We start from the raw sequence: 16,207 nt of genomic DNA, 5'->3' as shown, positions 1-16,207 counted from the left end.
GGCGGGCCTGGTCGGCCAGGACGACTCCCGCGAACTCCCGGGCGGCCGACGGGCCGATGTGGCTCCAGTCGCAACACCCTGCACCGGCCGCCGCCGCCGGACAGACGGGGTCGATCCGGTCGGGTGACGGTTCGAGCACGCGGGTCACGGTTCCGCGGCAGAATGCCCGCCCGGGGTCGTCGTCGATCACCACCTCGGCCAGTTCCCCCGTGATCCCGCCGCGGCAGAACACCACTCGTCCGGAGTGCCGGGCCACGAACTCACCACCCTGCGCCGGACCCTCGATGCGCAGTCGCAGCACACGCCCCGTCCAGTCGGTCCCGGTCACCGGCGTCATCGGTCCTCCGGCGCGCCCCAGCGCCCGATGATCGGTTCGTCACGCGCCTGCTCCGCGCGGCCGTCCGACGACGACAGCTGCCACGGAACGCTGGTCACCATGACGCCCCGCTCGTATAGCAGACGGGTCTTCAGGCGCAGCGCGCTCTGGTTGTGCAGCAGCTGTTCCCACCAATGCCCCACCACGTACTCCGGGATGTACACGATCACCACGTCCCTGGGCGACTGGTCCCGCAGCCGCTTGACGTAGTCGACCACCGGTCGGTTGATCTCCCGGTACGGGGACTCCACAACCTTGAGCGGTACGGAGATGCGCCTGCGCTCCCACTCCCGCACCAGCACCCGGGTCTCCGTGGTCTCGATGTTCACCGTCAGTGCCTCGATGGTGTCCGGTCTGGTCGCCCGGGCGTAGGCCAGCGCGCGGAGGGTGGGCAGGTGGAGCTTGGACACCAGCACGACGCAATGGGTGCGGCTCGGGAGCACGACCTCCCAGGAGGAGTCCTCGAGCTCACGCGCGACCGACTCGTAGTGCCGCTTGATGAGCTTCATGACCCCGAACACGGCAAGCATCGCCAGCACCGCGATGTAGGCGCCCGCGAAGAACTTGGTGCCCATGACGATTACCAGGACACCCGAGGTGAGCACGAAGCCGACCCCGTTGACCGCGCGGGCGCGCTGCACCCGACGTCGGACCGCCGGGACCTCTTCGCTCTCCAGTCGCCGTGTCCAGTGACGGACCATCCCGAGCTGGCTCAGGGTGAACGCCACGAAGACGCCCACGATGTAGAGCTGGATGAGCACGGTGACCTGGGCGTCGAAGGCCACCACGAGGACGATCGCCGCGATGGCGAGCAGGACGATCCCGTTGGAGAAGGCGAGGCGGTCGCCGCGCGTGGCGAGCTGCCTCGGGAGGTACTTGTCCCGCGCGAGGACCGAGGCGAGCACGGGGAATCCGTTGAACGCGGTATTAGCCGCGAGCACCAGGATGAGCGTGGTGATGGTCATGATCACGTAGAAGGCGACCGGGAGTCCGGCGAAGACGGGGTCGGCCAGCTGCGCGATCATCGTCTTCTGGTGATAGTCCTCCGGGGCGCCGATCAGTTGGGCGGCCGGGTCCTCCGCGATCTGGACCCCGAGTTTGTTCGCCAACACGATCAGACCGAGCAGGAACGAGATCGACACCACCCCGAGCATGACCAGGGTCGTGGCGGCGTTCCGGGCCCGGGGACTGCGGAACGCGGGTACGCCGTTGTGGATGGCTTCCACTCCGGTCAACGCGGCACACCCCGAGGCGAAGGACTTGGCCACCACGAACGCGAGGGCGAGCCCGGCGACGGCCACCCCGTCGGGCGTGACGAGTTCGAAGTCCGCGGACTCCGCCCTCAGGTCACGATCCAGAACGTCCACCTGGAACAAGCCCCACACCACCAGTGTGGTCATGGCCGCCATGAACGCGTAGACCGGGATCGCGAACATCGCTCGTGACTCCCGGATGCCCCGGAGGTTGATCGCGGTGAGCAGGACGATCGCGACGACGGCGAAGACGACCTCGTTCGAGTAGACGAACGGGATGGCGGAGCCGATGTTGGCGGCCGCCGCCGAGATCGACACCGCCACGGTGAGGACGTAGTCGATGAGCAGGGCCGCGCCGACGCCCAGTCCGGCGTTGGGCCCGAGGTTCACGGTGGCGACCTCGTAGTCACCGTCGCCGGACGGATAGGCGCGGACGTTCTGTCGATAACAGGCGATCACGACCACCATGACGACCGCCACCGCGAGGCCGACCCACGGGGTGAAGACGAGGGCCGACATCCCGGCCAACGACAGGATGAGGAAGATCTCCTCGGGGGCGTAGGCGACGGAGGACAACGCATCCGAGGCGAAGACCGGCAGTGCGATCCGCTTGCGCAACGGCGAGTCCCCTGAGGTGTCGCTGCGGAAAGGACGCCCCAGCAACAGGCGCTTGGTTCCGACGGACACCCGGGAGATCCTGGACACCGACACATCGTAGGGCTCCGCGTGCCGCAGGGACAGTTCTGCCGACGGGAGTAGCGTGATCCCACGGGTCCGCGCGTCGCGGACCGTGAGGAGCGGTACTCACCATGAGGGTCATCATCATGGGCTGTGGGCGGGTCGGGGCGGAGCTGGCGACCGAACTCGACGAGGACGGTCACGAGGTGGTCGTGATCGACCGGGACCCCGCGGCGTTCGCAAGGTTGCCCGAGCGGTTCGGCGGCCGCACCGTCACCGGACTCGGCTTCGACCGCGAGGTCCTCGTGGACGCCGGGCTCCACGGCGCCGACGCGTTCGCGGCGGTCTCCTCCGGGGACAACTCGAACATCATCGCCGCGAGGGTGGCCCGCGAAACCTACGGCGTCGAGCGGGTGATCGCCAGGATCTACGACGCCGGACGCGCCGAGGTCTACGAGAGGTTGGGCATCCCCACCGTCGCGACGGTCCCCTGGGCGACCGGCCGCCTCATCAGATACATCACGTCCGGTTCGAGCCCGGTGGTCTGGCGCGATCAGACCGGTGAGGTCTCGCTTGTCGCGGTGGTCCCTCCCCCGGTGTGGGTCGGGGCCACCCTCGCCTCCCTGGCCGGGACCGTCGGTGGCACCGCGGTCGCCCTCACCCGTTTCGGCGAATGCCGGGTCCCCGATGGCGGCACTCTCGCGCAGGCGGAGGACCTGATCCACCTGGCCGTGCCCTCCGCCGTGGTGGACGATCTCGACGACATCGTGAAGCGAGGACCAACTGATGACTGACCGGCCCGTCGGCGGAGACCCGGTCCCCGACTACGCGGACGGCGCGGGCCTGTTGGACCGCGCCTCCACCCGCACGTTCCATGCCTCCACCATGCGGGTGCTGGTGGCCGGCGCAGGCGTGGTGGGGCGATCCATCGCCCGCGAGCTCCTGGCCAATGACCACCACGTGACGCTCGTCGACCGACGCCCGGCCGTGTTCGACCGCGACTCGGTCACCGGTGCCCGGCAACTCGTGGGGGACGCGTGCGAGCTCAGCTTCCTCGAACGGCTCCGGGCCGAGGAGTCCGACGTGGTGGTCGCTGCCACCGGCGACGACAAGGTGAACCTGGTCGTGAGCCTGCTGGCCAAGACGGAGTTCGCCGTGCCCCGGGTGGTCGCCCGCGTCAACGACCCGCGGAACGAGTGGCTGTTCGACGACCGCTGGGGGGTCGACGTGGCCGTCTCGACGCCCCGGCTCATGGTTTCGGTGGTCGAGGAGGCCGTCGCCGTCGGTGACGTCGTGCGGCTGATGACCCTGCGTCGCGGCGGTGTCAACCTGGTGAGCGTGACGCTGCCGGACCAGACCCCCCTCGCGGGCAGGCCCGTCTCCCGCGTCCGGCTCCCCCGCGACGCGGCGCTGGTGGCCGTCCTCCGGGGAGGCAGGGTGATCACTCCCGAACCCGACGTCCCGTTCGAGCCCGGTGACGAACTGCTCGTCGTGGCCCCCGAGACGGCCGAGGAGGATCTGAGCATCGCGATCCTCGGCGGCTGACACCCGTTGACTCCCGCTCGAGCGTCCCGCCCGGCAGCCGCGTCCGGGCGCGCTGGTCAGTACCCGCGGTCCGCGTCTGCGGGAACGGTGACCGCGACCTCCCGCCCGTAGTCCCACCCCGGCGCGAGGGGCAGTGCGTCTCCGCTCCAGAACCGTCCGGGGTCGTACCAACTGGCATCACCGGCCGGCAGCAGGACGCCCATCGCCTCGAGTGTCATCCCGACGACCTCGGCGCAATAGGCGGCCTCCATGCGCAGTACCGGCCCGGTGTCGACGGTTCTGCGCCACGGGAGACCGATGCCCCGCCTCCCCTGGGCACCGGCCTCACCGTCCCCTCCGGACCCGGGCCCCGTGCCGGCGTCGCGGACGGATCGGCGCCGTCCCCGAGCTGCCCACCGACCCCGGGCCCACCGGGCGGTCAGGCGCCCCGCGGAGGGGAACGACACACCGTTCAGGCGGGCGATCGTCTCCAGTACCGCGTCCTCCTGCGCCTCACCGGTCTCCGGGCTGATCTGCCGGAACCATGCACGTTGTCCGTACGGCCCGGTCCACTGACGCACCGCCGCCTCGAGATCGTGCAGTTGGACGCCGCGTTGCCTGCGACCCGTCCAGACGTCCGTCAGCGCGCGACCCATCTCGGCGTGCCAGAGGAGCGGCGGTAGATCGTCGAGAACCACCGCCACCCCCACGTGGTTCACGGGGGAGTTGGTCAGGGTCTGAATGAGCCTGTCGGCGGTCGTGCGCCCACGGAAGAGCCAGAGGTCCCCGGTCCGGGTGCGGTGGGCTGCGGCGGCGAGCGGGACGGTGTCGAGGCTCATGCCGCGATCCTGCCAGGTGACGCGGCCGTAGGACCTACCCTTGGACCATGGCACCCCGCGGACGGCAGTGGTTCAAGGTGGTCGGCGCCGCCGGAGTGGTCGGCGTGGCGGCCACAGGCATCCTCGCCGCGCGGACCGAACGCCGGCGGCAGGCCTACGAGCCCGACGAGATCCGGGAGCGACTCCACCAGCGCTACACCCGCCTCCAGTCGCGCCGGGACGGCTCATCGGGCTGACACCCGGATCGGTGCGGTCACCGGTTGGCGATACGCTGGTGTACACCATGACGACGTCCTCCGAGCCCGCCCCCGACCTGCGCCGGGCCCGGCACGATCTGCTCGTCCGACTCGATGACGTCGGCATCCTCGACGCGCACCGGCTCCGGTCGAGGATCCGGAAGGCGCGCGCGGACCAGGTGGCCGACCTGGGCAGGAGGATCGACGACGCCGCCGAACGACTGCGTCGGCGCGCCGGGTCGATCCCGACACCGGAGTACCCCGAGCACCTCCCGGTCAGCGCCCGCAAGGACGAGATCGCGGCGGCGATCCGCGACCACCAGGTCGTGGTGATCGCCGGGGAGACCGGGTCCGGCAAGACCACCCAGATCCCCAAGATCTGTCTGGAACTCGGCCGAGGCGTGCGTGGGATGATCGGACACACCCAGCCCCGCCGTCTGGCGGCCCGGACGGTCGCCGAACGCATCGCCCAGGAGCTCGGAGCGGAGCCCGGCCACCTGGTCGGTTCCGCCGTGCGATTCGACGACCGCACCGGCGCCGACACGGCCGTCAAACTCATGACCGACGGCATTCTGCTCGCCGAGATCCGGAGGGACCGGCTGCTGCGCGCCTACGACACGATCATCATCGACGAGGCGCACGAGCGCAGTCTCAACATCGACTTCCTGGTGGGCTACCTCCGGCAGATCCTGCCCCGCCGACCGGACCTCAAGGTCATCATCACCTCCGCCACGATCGACCCGGACCGCTTCGCGCGCCACTTCGCGGATGCGGCGGGCCGGCCCGCCCCTGTCATCGAGGTCTCCGGTCGCACGTTCCCGGTGGAGATCCGGTACCGGCCGCTCCGGGTCGACCACGCGGACCGCACCGTCGACCTGGATCCCCTGGACGCGCTCGCCGACGCCGTGGGCGAACTCCTCGCCGAAGGGGATGGCGACGTCCTCGTGTTTCTGTCCGGCGAGCGCGAGATCCGCGACGCCGAGGAGGTGCTCCGGGGCCGGAGGTTCAAGGCAACGGAGATCTTCCCTCTCTTCGCCCGGCTCACCGCCGCCGAGCAGCAACGGGCGTTCCGTCAGCACTCGACCCGGCGCGTCGTCCTGTCGACCAACATCGCGGAGACCTCGGTGACGGTTCCGGGAATCCGCTACGTCGTGGACACCGGCCTCGCGCGGATCTCCCGCTATTCGACACGCACCAAGGTCCAGCGACTGCCGATCGAACCCATCTCACAGGCCTCCGCCGCGCAGCGCGCCGGCCGTTGTGGCCGCGTCGCCGACGGCATCTGCATCCGCCTGTACTCGGAGGATGACTTCGACTCCCGGCCGCAGTTCACCGACCCGGAGATCCTGCGCACCAATCTGGCGTCGGTCATCCTGTCGATGGCCGATCTCGACCTGGGCGCCGTGGACGATTTCCCGTTCGTCGAACCACCCGACCGCAAGGCCGTCCGGGACGGGATGACGCTGCTCACCGAACTCGGTGCGCTCCGGATCGACGACGACGGGCGCCCGCACCTGACGAGGGTGGGTCGCGACATGGCGTCCCTCCCCCTCGATCCCCGTCTGGCGCGGATGGTGGTGGAGGGCCACCGCAACCGCGCGCTGGGGGACGTCCTGGTGGTGGTGGCGGCGCTGACGGTTCAGGACGTGCGGGAGCGACCCGCCGAGGACCGAGACAAGGCGGACCAGTTCCACCGTCGGTTCGCCGACAAGTCCTCGGACTTCCTGGGTTACCTCAACCTGTGGCGCTACCTCACGGAACAGCGCCGCGAACTCTCTGGCAGCGCGTTCCGCAAGATGTGCAAGGCCGAGTATCTGCACTGGTTGCGGATCCGGGAATGGCAAGACCTCACCGCCCAGTTGACCAGCATGTGCCGGGACCGGGGTTGGCATCCGCCGTCCGGCCACGCCGCGGAGGACGACCTCCACAAGGCGATCCTGTCCGGCCTGCTCACCAACGTCGGGATGAAAGACGAGGACACCAGGGAGTTCCGCGGCACCCGCGGCATCCGCTTCCAGGTGTTCCCCGGTTCCGATCTCGCCCGCAGACCACCGCGCTGGGTCATGGCCTCCGAGCTGGTGGAGACGTCCAGGCTGTGGGCCCGTGATGTCGCGCGCATCGACCCGGCGTGGATCGAAACCCTCGGGGCGCACCTGGTCCGGTCCCAGTACTCCGAGCCGCACTGGTCCGACGCCCAGGGCGCCGCGATGGCCTACGAGAAGGTTCTCCTCCTGGGTCTGCCCGTCGTCGAATCGCGCCGCATCCTCCTGTCCCGGGTCGATGCACCGCTCGCCCGGGAGATGCTGGTCCGGCACGGCATCGTGGAGGGCCGGTGGTCAACCCGCATCCCGGTGATCACCGAGAACGCCGCGGCGGTGGAGCAGGCGCGCGAACTGGAGACCCGGAGCAGGCGCCGGGGCCTGGTCATCGATGACGACGCGGTGGTCGAGTTCTACCTCGAGCGACTCCCCACCGACATCACCTCCGGGCGCCACCTGGAGTCGTGGTGGAAGAAGCAGGGCCGCAAGGATCCGGACCGTCTACGACTGACGCCCGAGCGGATCCGCACCTCGGACACCGCTCCGGCCGCCTCCGAGTTCCCGCCGATCTGGAAGCAGGGTGAGCGGGATTTCGAGCTCAGGTACGCGTTCGACCCTGGTGTCGACTCCGATGGCATCACCGTGCGGATCCCTCTCCCCCAGTTGTCCTCGGTCGCGGCCTCCGGTTTCGAGTGGCTGGTCCCCGGCCTTCGGGAGGAGTTGTACACCGAGATGCTGCGAACTCTGCCCAAGTACCTACGGCGTCTGTGCTCCCCTCCCGCCGAATACGCACAGCTGCTGGCCGGAGATCTCACCCCGCGCTCGGCTCCTCTCCCGGTGGCTCTCGCCGGGGCGCTCTCGGCCAGGATCGGGACGACCGTCGATCCCCGCGAATTCCATCCGGAACACCTCCCCGGCCATCTGCGCATGCGCTTCGAGGTCGTCGACGGCGACGAGGTGGTGGCCTCGGGTACCGATCTCGCCGCCCTGCGCAGCCGCCTGGTGGAGAAGGTCCGAGCCACGCTCAACTCGCGACTCGTCCCCGACGACGGGCCCCATCGGGCCTGGACCGCGGACACGATCGGGGACCTGGAGACCTCGATCAGCGGGACGGTCGACGGTGTCGAGGTGACGGTCTATCCGGCGCTGCAGGTGCGCCCGGACGGCCTCCACCGGATCGCGTGCGCCACCGAGGAGGAGAGGAGGGCCGCTCAGGCCGCGGCCGTGTTGACGATGATCTCGAAGGATGTGATCACCGCGGCGGCGATACTCCGGGGCCGTCCGGTGGAGCAGCGCCTCGCGCTCACCCAGTATCCCCACGGCGGCGCCGACGGACTGGTCTCGGACGCGGCCCTGGCCGCGTGTGGACGGATGCTCGCCACACGTCAGGGGGTGCCGGTACTCACCGTGCAGGAGTTCGAGGAACTGCGTGCGCGGGCCAGGGCCGAAGCGCCGGGCGCCGTCTCGGCGTCGATCACCGCCGCTCTCCCGGCGCTGGTCGCCGCGCGATCGGTGACGGCGCGGTTAGAGCAGGCCCCGCGTGACGTCGCAGACGACGTCCGGCCCGCGCTGGACTTCCTCGTGGGCAAGGGATTCCTCGCGCGTCACCCCGTCGAGGTCCTGCCGCAACTGGAGCGTCATGTGAGAGCGATCGACCTCAGGCTCGACCTGGCGGAGAAGTCACCGGCGAGGTATCGGGAGCTCACCGCACGGCTCGAGGAGTCGGAGGCGACCGTGGCACAGGCGACGGCGGCACTGCGCGGGCGACCGGGTGGGGCGAGGACGTCCCGGGATCTGCGATGGATGCTGGCGGAGTATCGCGTCGGACTCTTCGCACAGTCCCTGGGCACCTCGCGCCCTGTCTCCGCCGAGAGGATCGAGAAGGCGGTGACCGCCGCTCTCTCCCGCCGGACCGGGAGGTGAGCCCACGACGCCCGCCTCGCTACCTCGCGCTCACGAATCCGGGGTTCGCCCAGCCCCGCGGGCCTGAATCACTCGGTCCACCCGATCCTCCCTCGCCAGCACGTACCGTTGCATCGCGACGGGAACAAGGTGCACGCCGACACCGAGTACCACCACGATCACCGCGCTCCGCCAGGCGCCGGCGAACACGAGTGGGATGGCCACCGCAGCGTGGATCCCCGCGCCCACCCCGTGGGCGACCAGGCTCTGCGTGGCCCTGGCGCGAATCTCCACCAACCCAGTCCGACCATGGCACGAGTTGACGCGTCGCCCGAGAGCGCGATTCCATCCGACCCGATCCAGCGCACGGAGTACGGAGGGGATACCGAACAAGCGGGCGCGGTGGATCGTCCGCTGCGTCGTAGCGGTCACCCACCTCGGGATCATCGCTTCGGGCACGGGGCCCATAACGCCCAGGATCCCGAGGACACCGGCCGAGAACGCCCACGGGAATACCGGGTGGTGAGGCCCGATGACCAGCCAGGCGCTCACGACGAACGGCACCAACAGTGACGCGCTCGCAACCACCCGGAGCATGGTCTGAGAGTAGATCACTGCCGCGGAACGGGGCTCAGCGCGGCGGGCCCGCGCTCGTCGCTACGACGAAGAACCCACGCTCACCGGTGAGCGGCGTGGCGCTCTCTGAGTGCGATGATCTCGCGCTCGAAGTCTGCTGCGGAACTGAACTGCTTGTACACGGAGGCGAAGCGCAGATAGGCGACCTCGTCGAGATCCTGGAGAGGTCCCAGGATGGCCAGTCCGATCTCATGAGCGGGAACCTCGGACGCCCCGCCGGCCCTGACCGCATCCTCGACCTGCTGAGCGAGCCGCCGGAGCGCGTCCTCGTCGACCGACCTCCCCTGGCAGGCGCGGCGCACGCCGCGGACCACTTTGTCCCGACTGAAACGTTCCGTCACGCCGTTGCGTTTGAGGACGGTCAACAGCGGTGTCTCAAGGGTGGTGAACCGGTGTCCGCATTCGGGGCACTCGCGTCGACGCCGTATCGCCTGCCCCTCGTCGACCGACCGCGAATCGATCACCCGAGAGTCCTCGTGGTGACATATGGGGCAGTACATTCCAGCTTCGCCATTCGTCGACCTGGTCCGAACCGGTCCACCGGCCGGAGCCGACAGCGGTGCGAGGGCGACGGGCCGCCGTCCCGGGACCATTCTAGAAGGCGATGCCGTGGGTCACGCGTAGGCGGGCCCGCCCACGAGGGCCAACGCCAACAGCATCAGGATTCCGAAGACGATACCGCCGACCACCAGCGCCCAGGTCGGCACGTCGTCCACCACCGGTGCAGCCGGTCTCGCCTCCACCCCGCACGCCCTGACCTGACCCGTGGACGCCGTCCGCACGCTCACCCGGCGACCGGGTGCCACCGACCGCGTGGGCACCTTCCGGCCACGGTCGAGGGTGCGGGTGACGGACGGGACCTCGGCAGGGACGCGCGTCCCCTCCCTGGGTGAATCGAACCGGTCGTGCGCGGTCGCACACACCTCCGTCCACGGGATGGACGGACGCGATCGTTGCTGCATTTCCAGGACGGTCATGACCACTCCCCACTCGACACTCCGTGCGAACCGGATTCGCACACTCGTGTGACTCGTTGTGCACATCTGTTCGAACCCGAACGTGCCTAGAGTTGTATCACGCGGGTCCGACAGAGTCGACACCTGCGCGCAAATTCTTCGAACACCTGTGTGGCGCCCCCGCCCGGTCCGACGTAGGGTGTACACAGAAAGAGACGTCGAACACCCATTCGCTGAAGGGACCGCCGCATGCCCAAACCAGACTTCGAGGCCCTGACGACACGCCAGAAGAGCGTGCTGTTGCACATCCACGACACCGTCAAGGAGAGGGGTTATCCGCCGAGCATCCGGGAGATCGGTGATGCGGTCGGCCTACAGTCCACCTCCTCCGTGGCCCATCAGCTGCGGACCCTGGAGAAGAAGGGCTTCCTGACCCGCGACCCCCACAAGCCGCGGGCGGTCGACGTCCACGGCGTCCCCGGTCAGCGATCGCGGGGGCGACGTGCACCCGCGCAGGAGGACGTACGGCCCGGCGGAGCCGTCGAACCGGTCTACGTCCCGGTCCTGGGGCGGATCGCGGCCGGCGGTCCGATCCTCGCCGAGCAGGCTGTGGAGGAGGTATTCCCCCTGCCCTCCGACCTGGTGGGATCAGGAGACCTGTTCATGCTCAGGGTTGTCGGCGAATCGATGATCGACGCCGCGATCTGTGACGGCGACTATGTGGTGGTCCGTCGGCAGAATGTCGCCGACAACGGCGAGATCGTGGCGGCGATGATCGACGGCGAGGCCACGGTCAAGACGTTCCGCAGGGATTCGACCGGGGTCTGGCTCCTGCCCCACAACCCCTCGTTCCGTCCCATCCCCGGAGAGCACGCGACGATCCTCGGGAAGGTCGTGACCGTCTTCCGCAAGCTCTGAGCCTGTGCCGATGGTGCGTCGCCTGACCTCACCCGGCCGAGGCGGGAACCACGATCGCGACGTGGGTCAGGGCAGATCGGACCCTCACGGCGCTCTGGTCAGGCGACCCCGTCACGCCGGTCGGGGACGCGATACTCGTCGAGTTCTCCCGCCACTGAGGCGGGGAGTCGAACCTCTATCCGGGTTCCGTCCTTCGTGTGATCCTCGGCGACCACAGCGCCCTCCGCGTGGACACGGGAGACCACGTCTCCCCTCGTGAAGGGGATCTCGAGCGTGACCCGCGTGTCCCCCGAGGCGACCACCCCCATGATCCTCTCGAGGAGTTCGTCGACACCCTGACCCGTCGCCGCCGACACGAACACCGCGTCCGGTAGCGCGTGGTGCAGCTCCGTCAGCACGACGTGGTCGGCCACATCGATCTTGTTGATCACCACGAGTTCGCGGGGCCTCTCGGCGTGCTGCTCCTCCACGACGTCGTTGATGACTGTCCGGACGGCGTCGATCTGGCGCAACGGGAACGTGTCAGATCCGTCCACCACGTGCAGGAGGAGCTCGGAATCGACGACCTCTTCCAACGTCGACCGGAACGCCTCGACGAGCTGCGTCGGGAGGTGCCGGACGAATCCGACGGTGTCGGTGAAGACCACCACTCGCCCATCGGGGAGCTCGGCGCGCCGGGTCGTCGGGTCCAGGGTCGCGAACAGTGCGTTCTGGACCAGCACTCCCGCGCCCGTCAGTCGGTTGAGCAGACTCGACTTGCCGGCGTTGGTGTACCCGGCGATGGCGATCGACGGCACCGGGGTCGCGCGCCGTCGATGACGCTTGGTGTCGCGCGCCTGCTTCATGCCCTTGATCTCCCGGCGGAGTCTGGCGGTGCGCTCCCTGATCCGACGGCGGTCGGTCTCGATCTTCGTCTCACCGGGGCCACGGAGCCCGACGCCACCGTTGCTCCCCGCCCTGCCGCCGGCCTGCCGGGAGAGCGCCTCGCCCCAGCCGCGCAGCCGCGGGAGCATGTACTCCATCTGCGCAAGCGAGACCTGGGCCTTGCCCTCACGACTGGTGGCGTGCTGGGCGAAGATGTCGAGGATCAGGGCGGTGCGGTCGATCACCTTGACGTTGACCACCTTCTCGAGGGCGATGAGCTGGCCGGGTGTCAGTTCACCGTCGCAGATCACCGTGTCCGCGCCCGTCGCGGCGATGACGTCCTTGAGGGTCCTGGCCTTACCGGAACCGATGTAGGTGGCGGGGTCCGGCTTGTCGCGCCGCTGGATCAACGCATCGCAGACCTCCGAGCCCGCGGTCTCGGCGAGCTGGGCCAGCTCGGCCATGGCGGCCTCCGCCTGCGCTGACGTGCCCTCGGTCCAGACCCCGACCAGGACGACACGCTCCAGACGGAGCTTGCGGTACTCCGCGTCGTTGACATCCTGGAGCTCGGTCGACAGGCCGACGACTCGGCGCAGCGACGAGCGCTCCTCGAGCTGGAAGTCTCCGACCGAAGGGTCATGGTCTCGTGTGGCCCGGTCAGGGGCGGCGTCATCGATAGTCATCCACCAGCATCATCTCACAGATGCGTCCACGACGCCTCCGCGAACGGAGCCGGGCGTCACCCTGTGTACCACCCGTGCGCGACGAGCTCGGACGGTCCGGTGAGGGTCGAACCGGAACCGGTCAGGGTCACCCCGACCTCGCCCCCGGGGACGGAGACCAGGACCTCGCCCGTGGCCTCTCCGGCGTCGGCCAGAGCCGCGACGGCGGTGGCGACGATGCCGGTGCCGCAGGACAACGTCTCCCCCGATCCCCGCTCATGGACGCGCATCGACACCCGTCCGTCCACCAGCGGGGTGGCGAACTCCACGTTGACCCCCTCGCCGAAGAACGCGGTGTCGTAGACCGGCGCCTCGTGCACCGGTAGGTCGCGTAACCCCGCGGCCCCCAGACCCGGGACCACGCACGCGAGGTGGGGGTTGCCCATGTCCACGGCGAGGCCCGCGTACACGCGTCCGGCGAGTTCCGCCGAGGACACCCCGAGGAGCACGGGTTCACCCATGTCCACACGGACCATGGCGTGGGTGTCGTCGTGGTGGAGGATGTCGGCGGGACGGGGACCGGACCGGGTGCCGACGGCGATCCGGCCGACCCCGGCACGGCCGGTCGCGACGAGGGCGTGGGCGAACACCCTCACGCCGTTGCCGCACATCTCCGCGATCGAACCGTCCGCGTTCCGGTAGTCCATGAACCAGTCCACGGCATCGACGCCGTCCGGCAGAGCGGGGAGGACGCCCCGGTCGACCAGGGCACCGGCCGTGGCGATCCGGAGTACCCCGTCCGCGCCGAGTCCGCCCCGCCTGTCGCACAACGCCCTCACCAGGTCCTCGTCGAGCCCCAGTTCCGCCCGGTCGTCGGGCAGGATCACGAAGTCGTTGAGAGTTCCGTGACCCTTGATGAAGGACAGTCCCTCGGACGGTGCGGTCACAGGCGTGGAGGTCATGGCATCCGAGTCTAGCGACCCCGGCACCCCGTTCCACCCTGCGGAAAAGTCGGATGATCACAGGGCTCGTGAGCACTAGAGTCGTCTGCAGAACGGTCCCTATGTGAGGAGAGCATCGATGTCCGAACGCATCACTGTCGGCGGTATTCAGGTCGACGAGGTCCTCTACGACTTCGTCAACACCGAGGCGATCCCCGGCACCGGGGTCGATCCCGACGCGTTCTGGGCGGGTGCCTCCGAGATCTTCACGGATCTGGCCCCCCGCAACCGTGAACTGCTCGAGACCCGCGACGCGTTGCAGTCCAAGATCGACGCCTGGCATCACGAGAACCCGGCCCCGATCGACCAGCGCGCGTACACGCAGTTCCTGCGGGACATCGGCTACCTGGTGCCCGAGCCGGATTCCGTCTCCGTCACCACGGAGAACGTCGACGCGGAGATCGCGACCGTCGCCGGACCCCAGCTCGTCGTCCCGGTCATGAACGCCCGCTTCGCGATCAACGCCGGCAACGCCCGGTGGGGATCGCTCTACGACGCGCTCTACGGCACCGACGCGATTCCGGAGTCGGACGGGGCGGAACAGGGCACGGGGTACAACAAGGTCCGCGGCGACAAGGTGATCGCCTGGGCCCGCGAGTTCCTGGACGACGCCGTTCCGCTGGCGTCGGGCAGCCATGTGGGCTCCACCGGATACGCCGTCGTCGACGGCAGTCTCCAGGTGACCGTCGCCGACGGATCGACCACCGGCCTGAAGGCCCCGGAGAAGTTCGTGGGGTACCTCGGTCAGGCCGCCTCCCCGTCGTCCGTCCTGCTCTGCAACAACGGGCTGCACATCGAGATCCAGATCGACCCGGACTCCCCGATCGGTTCCACGGACTCCGCGGGCGTCAAGGACGTCGTCCTGGAGTCCGCCGTCTCCACCATCATGGACTTCGAGGACTCCGTCGCCGCCGTCGACGCCCGGGACAAGACCCTGGGATACCGCAACTGGCTGGGCCTCATGAAGGGTGATCTGTCCGAGGAGATCACCAAGGGCGACAAGACCTTCACCCGTGTCCTGAACGACGACCGGGTCTTCACCGCTCCCGACGGCGCGGGCGAGGTCAGGCTCCACGGCCGCTCCATGCTCTTCGTGCGCAACGTCGGTCACCTGATGACCAACCCGGCGGTTCTCGACGCCGACGGCAATGAGCTGCCGGAGGGGATACTCGACGCTCTCATCACCTCCCTGGCGGGGATGCACGGGATCGCCGAGGGCAACGAGCGCGGGAACAGCCGGCACGGGTCGATCTACATCGTCAAGCCCAAGCAACACGGACCCGACGAGGTCGCGTTCACCACCGAGCTGTTCAGCCGGGTCGAGCAACTCCTCGGCCTGCCGGCGAACACCCTCAAGGTGGGGATCATGGACGAGGAGCGCCGCACCTCGGTCAATCTCGCGGCCTGCATCGCCGAGGCCACGGAGCGCGTCGTCTTTATCAACACCGGATTCCTCGACCGGACGGGCGACGAGATCCACACCTCCATGGAGGCCGGGCCGATGATCCGCAAGGGCGAGATGAAGTCCGCCCGGTGGATGACCGCCTACGAGGACTTCAACGTCGACACCGGTCTCGCGTGCGGACTCCGCGGCCGAGCGCAGATCGGGAAGGGCATGTGGGCCAAGACCGACCTCATGGCGGAGATGCTCGCCGAGAAGATCGGTCAGCCCCGCGCCGGCGCGAACACCGCGTGGGTGCCCTCCCCGACAGGCGCCACGCTGCACGCCACCCACTACCACCGGGTCAACGTGATGGCCCGCCAGGAGGAGCTGCTCGCCGGCGGCGCCCGCGCGAGTGTCGACGACATCCTCACGGTGCCGCTCGCACCGGACACCACCTGGTCGGACGCCGAGAAGAAGGAGGAGGTCGACAACTCGTGTCAGACCATCCTCGGCTACGTGGTCCGCTGGGTCGAGCAGGGAATCGGTGTCTCGAAGGTGCCGGACATCCACGACGTCAACCTCATGGAGGACCGCGCCACCCTGCGGATCTCCTCGCAGATGCTGGCCAACTGGATCCGCCACGACATCATCACGGCGGACGACGTCGAGGACTCGCTCCGACGGATGGCCGAGATCGTCGACGGGCAGAACGCCGGTGACGAGGCGTACCGGAACATGGCGCCGGACGTCGAATCCTCGATCGCCTGGCAGGCGGCCCGCGAGCTCATCCTCGAGGGGACCCGCCAACCGTCGGGCTACACCGAGCCGATCCTGCACCGCCGCCGTCGCGAGTTCAAGGCGGCCAACGGGCTGTAGACCGGTTCCCACCCGGCATCTCGCGGGACCCGCCACCCGCACCCCCGGGTAGCGGGTCCCGCG

Annotated in this window: 14 protein-coding genes; 6 read left to right on the top strand and 8 right to left on the bottom strand. The window is 69.2% G+C overall.

Going from position 1 to position 16,207, the window contains the following annotated elements; genetic code table 11:
* Positions 1 to 337, bottom strand: a 337-nt coding sequence (locus tag G6026_RS00090; protein ID WP_347238045.1) for a TRAM domain-containing protein, incomplete at its 3' end; no start/stop codon positions are given.
* Complete coding sequence (locus G6026_RS00085; RefSeq protein ID WP_107758100.1) at positions 334 to 2,325, bottom strand: APC family permease; 1,992 nt, start codon at positions 2,323 to 2,325, stop codon at positions 334 to 336. The genes G6026_RS00085 and G6026_RS00090, both read right to left, overlap by 4 nt.
* 113 nt (positions 2,326 to 2,438) lie before the next feature.
* On the opposite strand from G6026_RS00085, the gene G6026_RS00080 reads away from it, so the two are divergent.
* A complete protein-coding gene (locus tag G6026_RS00080) occupies positions 2,439 to 3,101 on the top strand; it encodes a TrkA family potassium uptake protein (protein WP_107756580.1) in 663 nt (220 codons plus the stop codon).
* A gap of 91 nt (positions 3,102 to 3,192) precedes the next feature.
* Positions 3,193 to 3,852 carry a TrkA family potassium uptake protein gene (locus G6026_RS00075; RefSeq protein WP_107758101.1) on the top strand — a complete coding sequence of 220 codons (660 nt, stop codon included), beginning with the start codon at positions 3,193 to 3,195 and terminating at the stop codon, positions 3,850 to 3,852.
* A 56-nt stretch (positions 3,853 to 3,908) separates the two neighbouring features.
* Here the strand turns inward: G6026_RS00075 and G6026_RS00070 are convergent, their stop codons facing one another.
* On the bottom strand, positions 3,909 to 4,670 hold the full coding sequence (locus G6026_RS00070) for a hypothetical protein (RefSeq protein ID WP_182611881.1): 762 nt from the start codon (positions 4,668 to 4,670) through the stop codon (positions 3,909 to 3,911).
* 47 nt (positions 4,671 to 4,717) lie between these two features.
* On the opposite strand from G6026_RS00070, the gene G6026_RS00065 reads away from it, so the two are divergent.
* A complete protein-coding gene (locus G6026_RS00065) occupies positions 4,718 to 4,906 on the top strand; it encodes a hypothetical protein (protein ID WP_017836905.1) in 189 nt (62 codons plus the stop codon).
* A gap of 47 nt (positions 4,907 to 4,953) precedes the next feature.
* The gene (hrpA, locus tag G6026_RS00060; RefSeq protein ID WP_182611880.1) at positions 4,954 to 8,868 is read left to right on the top strand and encodes an ATP-dependent RNA helicase HrpA; all 3,915 of its coding nucleotides are present in this window, start codon (positions 4,954 to 4,956) and stop codon (positions 8,866 to 8,868) included.
* A 30-nt stretch (positions 8,869 to 8,898) separates the two neighbouring features.
* Here the strand turns inward: hrpA and G6026_RS00055 are convergent, their stop codons facing one another.
* From G6026_RS00055 to G6026_RS00045, 3 genes are all read right to left on the bottom strand, one after another.
* Positions 8,899 to 9,444 carry a hypothetical protein gene (locus G6026_RS00055; protein WP_182611879.1) on the bottom strand — a complete coding sequence of 182 codons (546 nt, stop codon included), beginning with the start codon at positions 9,442 to 9,444 and terminating at the stop codon, positions 8,899 to 8,901.
* An 80-nt stretch (positions 9,445 to 9,524) separates the two neighbouring features.
* Positions 9,525 to 9,983, bottom strand: coding sequence for a transcriptional regulator NrdR (nrdR, locus tag G6026_RS00050; RefSeq protein ID WP_107756583.1), 459 nt, complete (start codon positions 9,981 to 9,983; stop codon positions 9,525 to 9,527).
* A gap of 114 nt (positions 9,984 to 10,097) precedes the next feature.
* On the bottom strand, positions 10,098 to 10,460 hold the full coding sequence (locus G6026_RS00045) for a hypothetical protein (RefSeq protein ID WP_156607182.1): 363 nt from the start codon (positions 10,458 to 10,460) through the stop codon (positions 10,098 to 10,100).
* A gap of 228 nt (positions 10,461 to 10,688) precedes the next feature.
* On the opposite strand from G6026_RS00045, the gene lexA reads away from it, so the two are divergent.
* Positions 10,689 to 11,357: a transcriptional repressor LexA gene (gene lexA, locus G6026_RS00040; RefSeq protein WP_017836910.1), complete on the top strand. Its 669-nt coding sequence runs from the start codon at positions 10,689 to 10,691 to the stop codon at positions 11,355 to 11,357.
* 98 nt (positions 11,358 to 11,455) lie between these two features.
* On the opposite strand, the gene hflX is transcribed toward lexA, so the two are convergent.
* Positions 11,456 to 12,904 (bottom strand): GTPase HflX, encoded by a 1,449-nt coding sequence (gene hflX / locus G6026_RS00035; RefSeq protein WP_182611878.1) that lies wholly within the window; start codon positions 12,902 to 12,904, stop codon positions 11,456 to 11,458.
* A 56-nt stretch (positions 12,905 to 12,960) separates the two neighbouring features.
* Positions 12,961 to 13,845, bottom strand: a complete 885-nt coding sequence (gene dapF / locus G6026_RS00030; protein WP_182611877.1) for a diaminopimelate epimerase — start codon at positions 13,843 to 13,845, stop codon at positions 12,961 to 12,963.
* A gap of 118 nt (positions 13,846 to 13,963) precedes the next feature.
* On the opposite strand from dapF, the gene G6026_RS00025 reads away from it, so the two are divergent.
* Complete coding sequence (locus G6026_RS00025; RefSeq protein WP_107756586.1) at positions 13,964 to 16,144, top strand: malate synthase G; 2,181 nt, start codon at positions 13,964 to 13,966, stop codon at positions 16,142 to 16,144.
* The last annotated feature ends 63 nt before the right edge of the window (positions 16,145 to 16,207 follow it).

Origin of the sequence: Dietzia sp. DQ11-38-2 (genome assembly GCF_014145055.1) — a bacterium.
Taxonomy (GTDB): Bacteria; Actinomycetota; Actinomycetes; order Mycobacteriales; family Mycobacteriaceae; genus Dietzia.
Note: the sequence above shows the minus strand (reverse complement) of the source record. Positions and strands in the feature narration are given on the sequence as shown.

Bases quoted from the DNA above. Each gene is read 5' to 3' on its own strand.
- G6026_RS00080 (WP_107756580.1), top strand. From the start codon at position 2,439: ATGAGGGTCATCATCATGGGCTGTGGGCGGGTCGGGGCGGAGCTGGCG.
- G6026_RS00075 (WP_107758101.1), top strand. From the start codon at position 3,193: ATGCGGGTGCTGGTGGCCGGCGCAGGCGTGGTGGGGCGATCCATCGCC.
- G6026_RS00070 (WP_182611881.1), bottom strand. From the start codon at position 4,670: ATGAGCCTCGACACCGTCCCGCTCGCCGCCGCAGCCCACCGCACCCGG.
- G6026_RS00065 (WP_017836905.1), top strand. From the start codon at position 4,718: ATGGCACCCCGCGGACGGCAGTGGTTCAAGGTGGTCGGCGCCGCCGGA.
- hrpA (WP_182611880.1), top strand. From the start codon at position 4,954: ATGACGACGTCCTCCGAGCCCGCCCCCGACCTGCGCCGGGCCCGGCAC.
- G6026_RS00055 (WP_182611879.1), bottom strand. From the start codon at position 9,444: ATGCTCCGGGTGGTTGCGAGCGCGTCACTGTTGGTGCCGTTCGTCGTG.
- nrdR (WP_107756583.1), bottom strand. From the start codon at position 9,983: ATGTACTGCCCCATATGTCACCACGAGGACTCTCGGGTGATCGATTCG.
- G6026_RS00045 (WP_156607182.1), bottom strand. From the start codon at position 10,460: ATGACCGTCCTGGAAATGCAGCAACGATCGCGTCCGTCCATCCCGTGG.
- lexA (WP_017836910.1), top strand. From the start codon at position 10,689: ATGCCCAAACCAGACTTCGAGGCCCTGACGACACGCCAGAAGAGCGTG.
- hflX (WP_182611878.1), bottom strand. From the start codon at position 12,904: ATGACTATCGATGACGCCGCCCCTGACCGGGCCACACGAGACCATGAC.
- dapF (WP_182611877.1), bottom strand. From the start codon at position 13,845: ATGACCTCCACGCCTGTGACCGCACCGTCCGAGGGACTGTCCTTCATC.
- G6026_RS00025 (WP_107756586.1), top strand. From the start codon at position 13,964: ATGTCCGAACGCATCACTGTCGGCGGTATTCAGGTCGACGAGGTCCTC.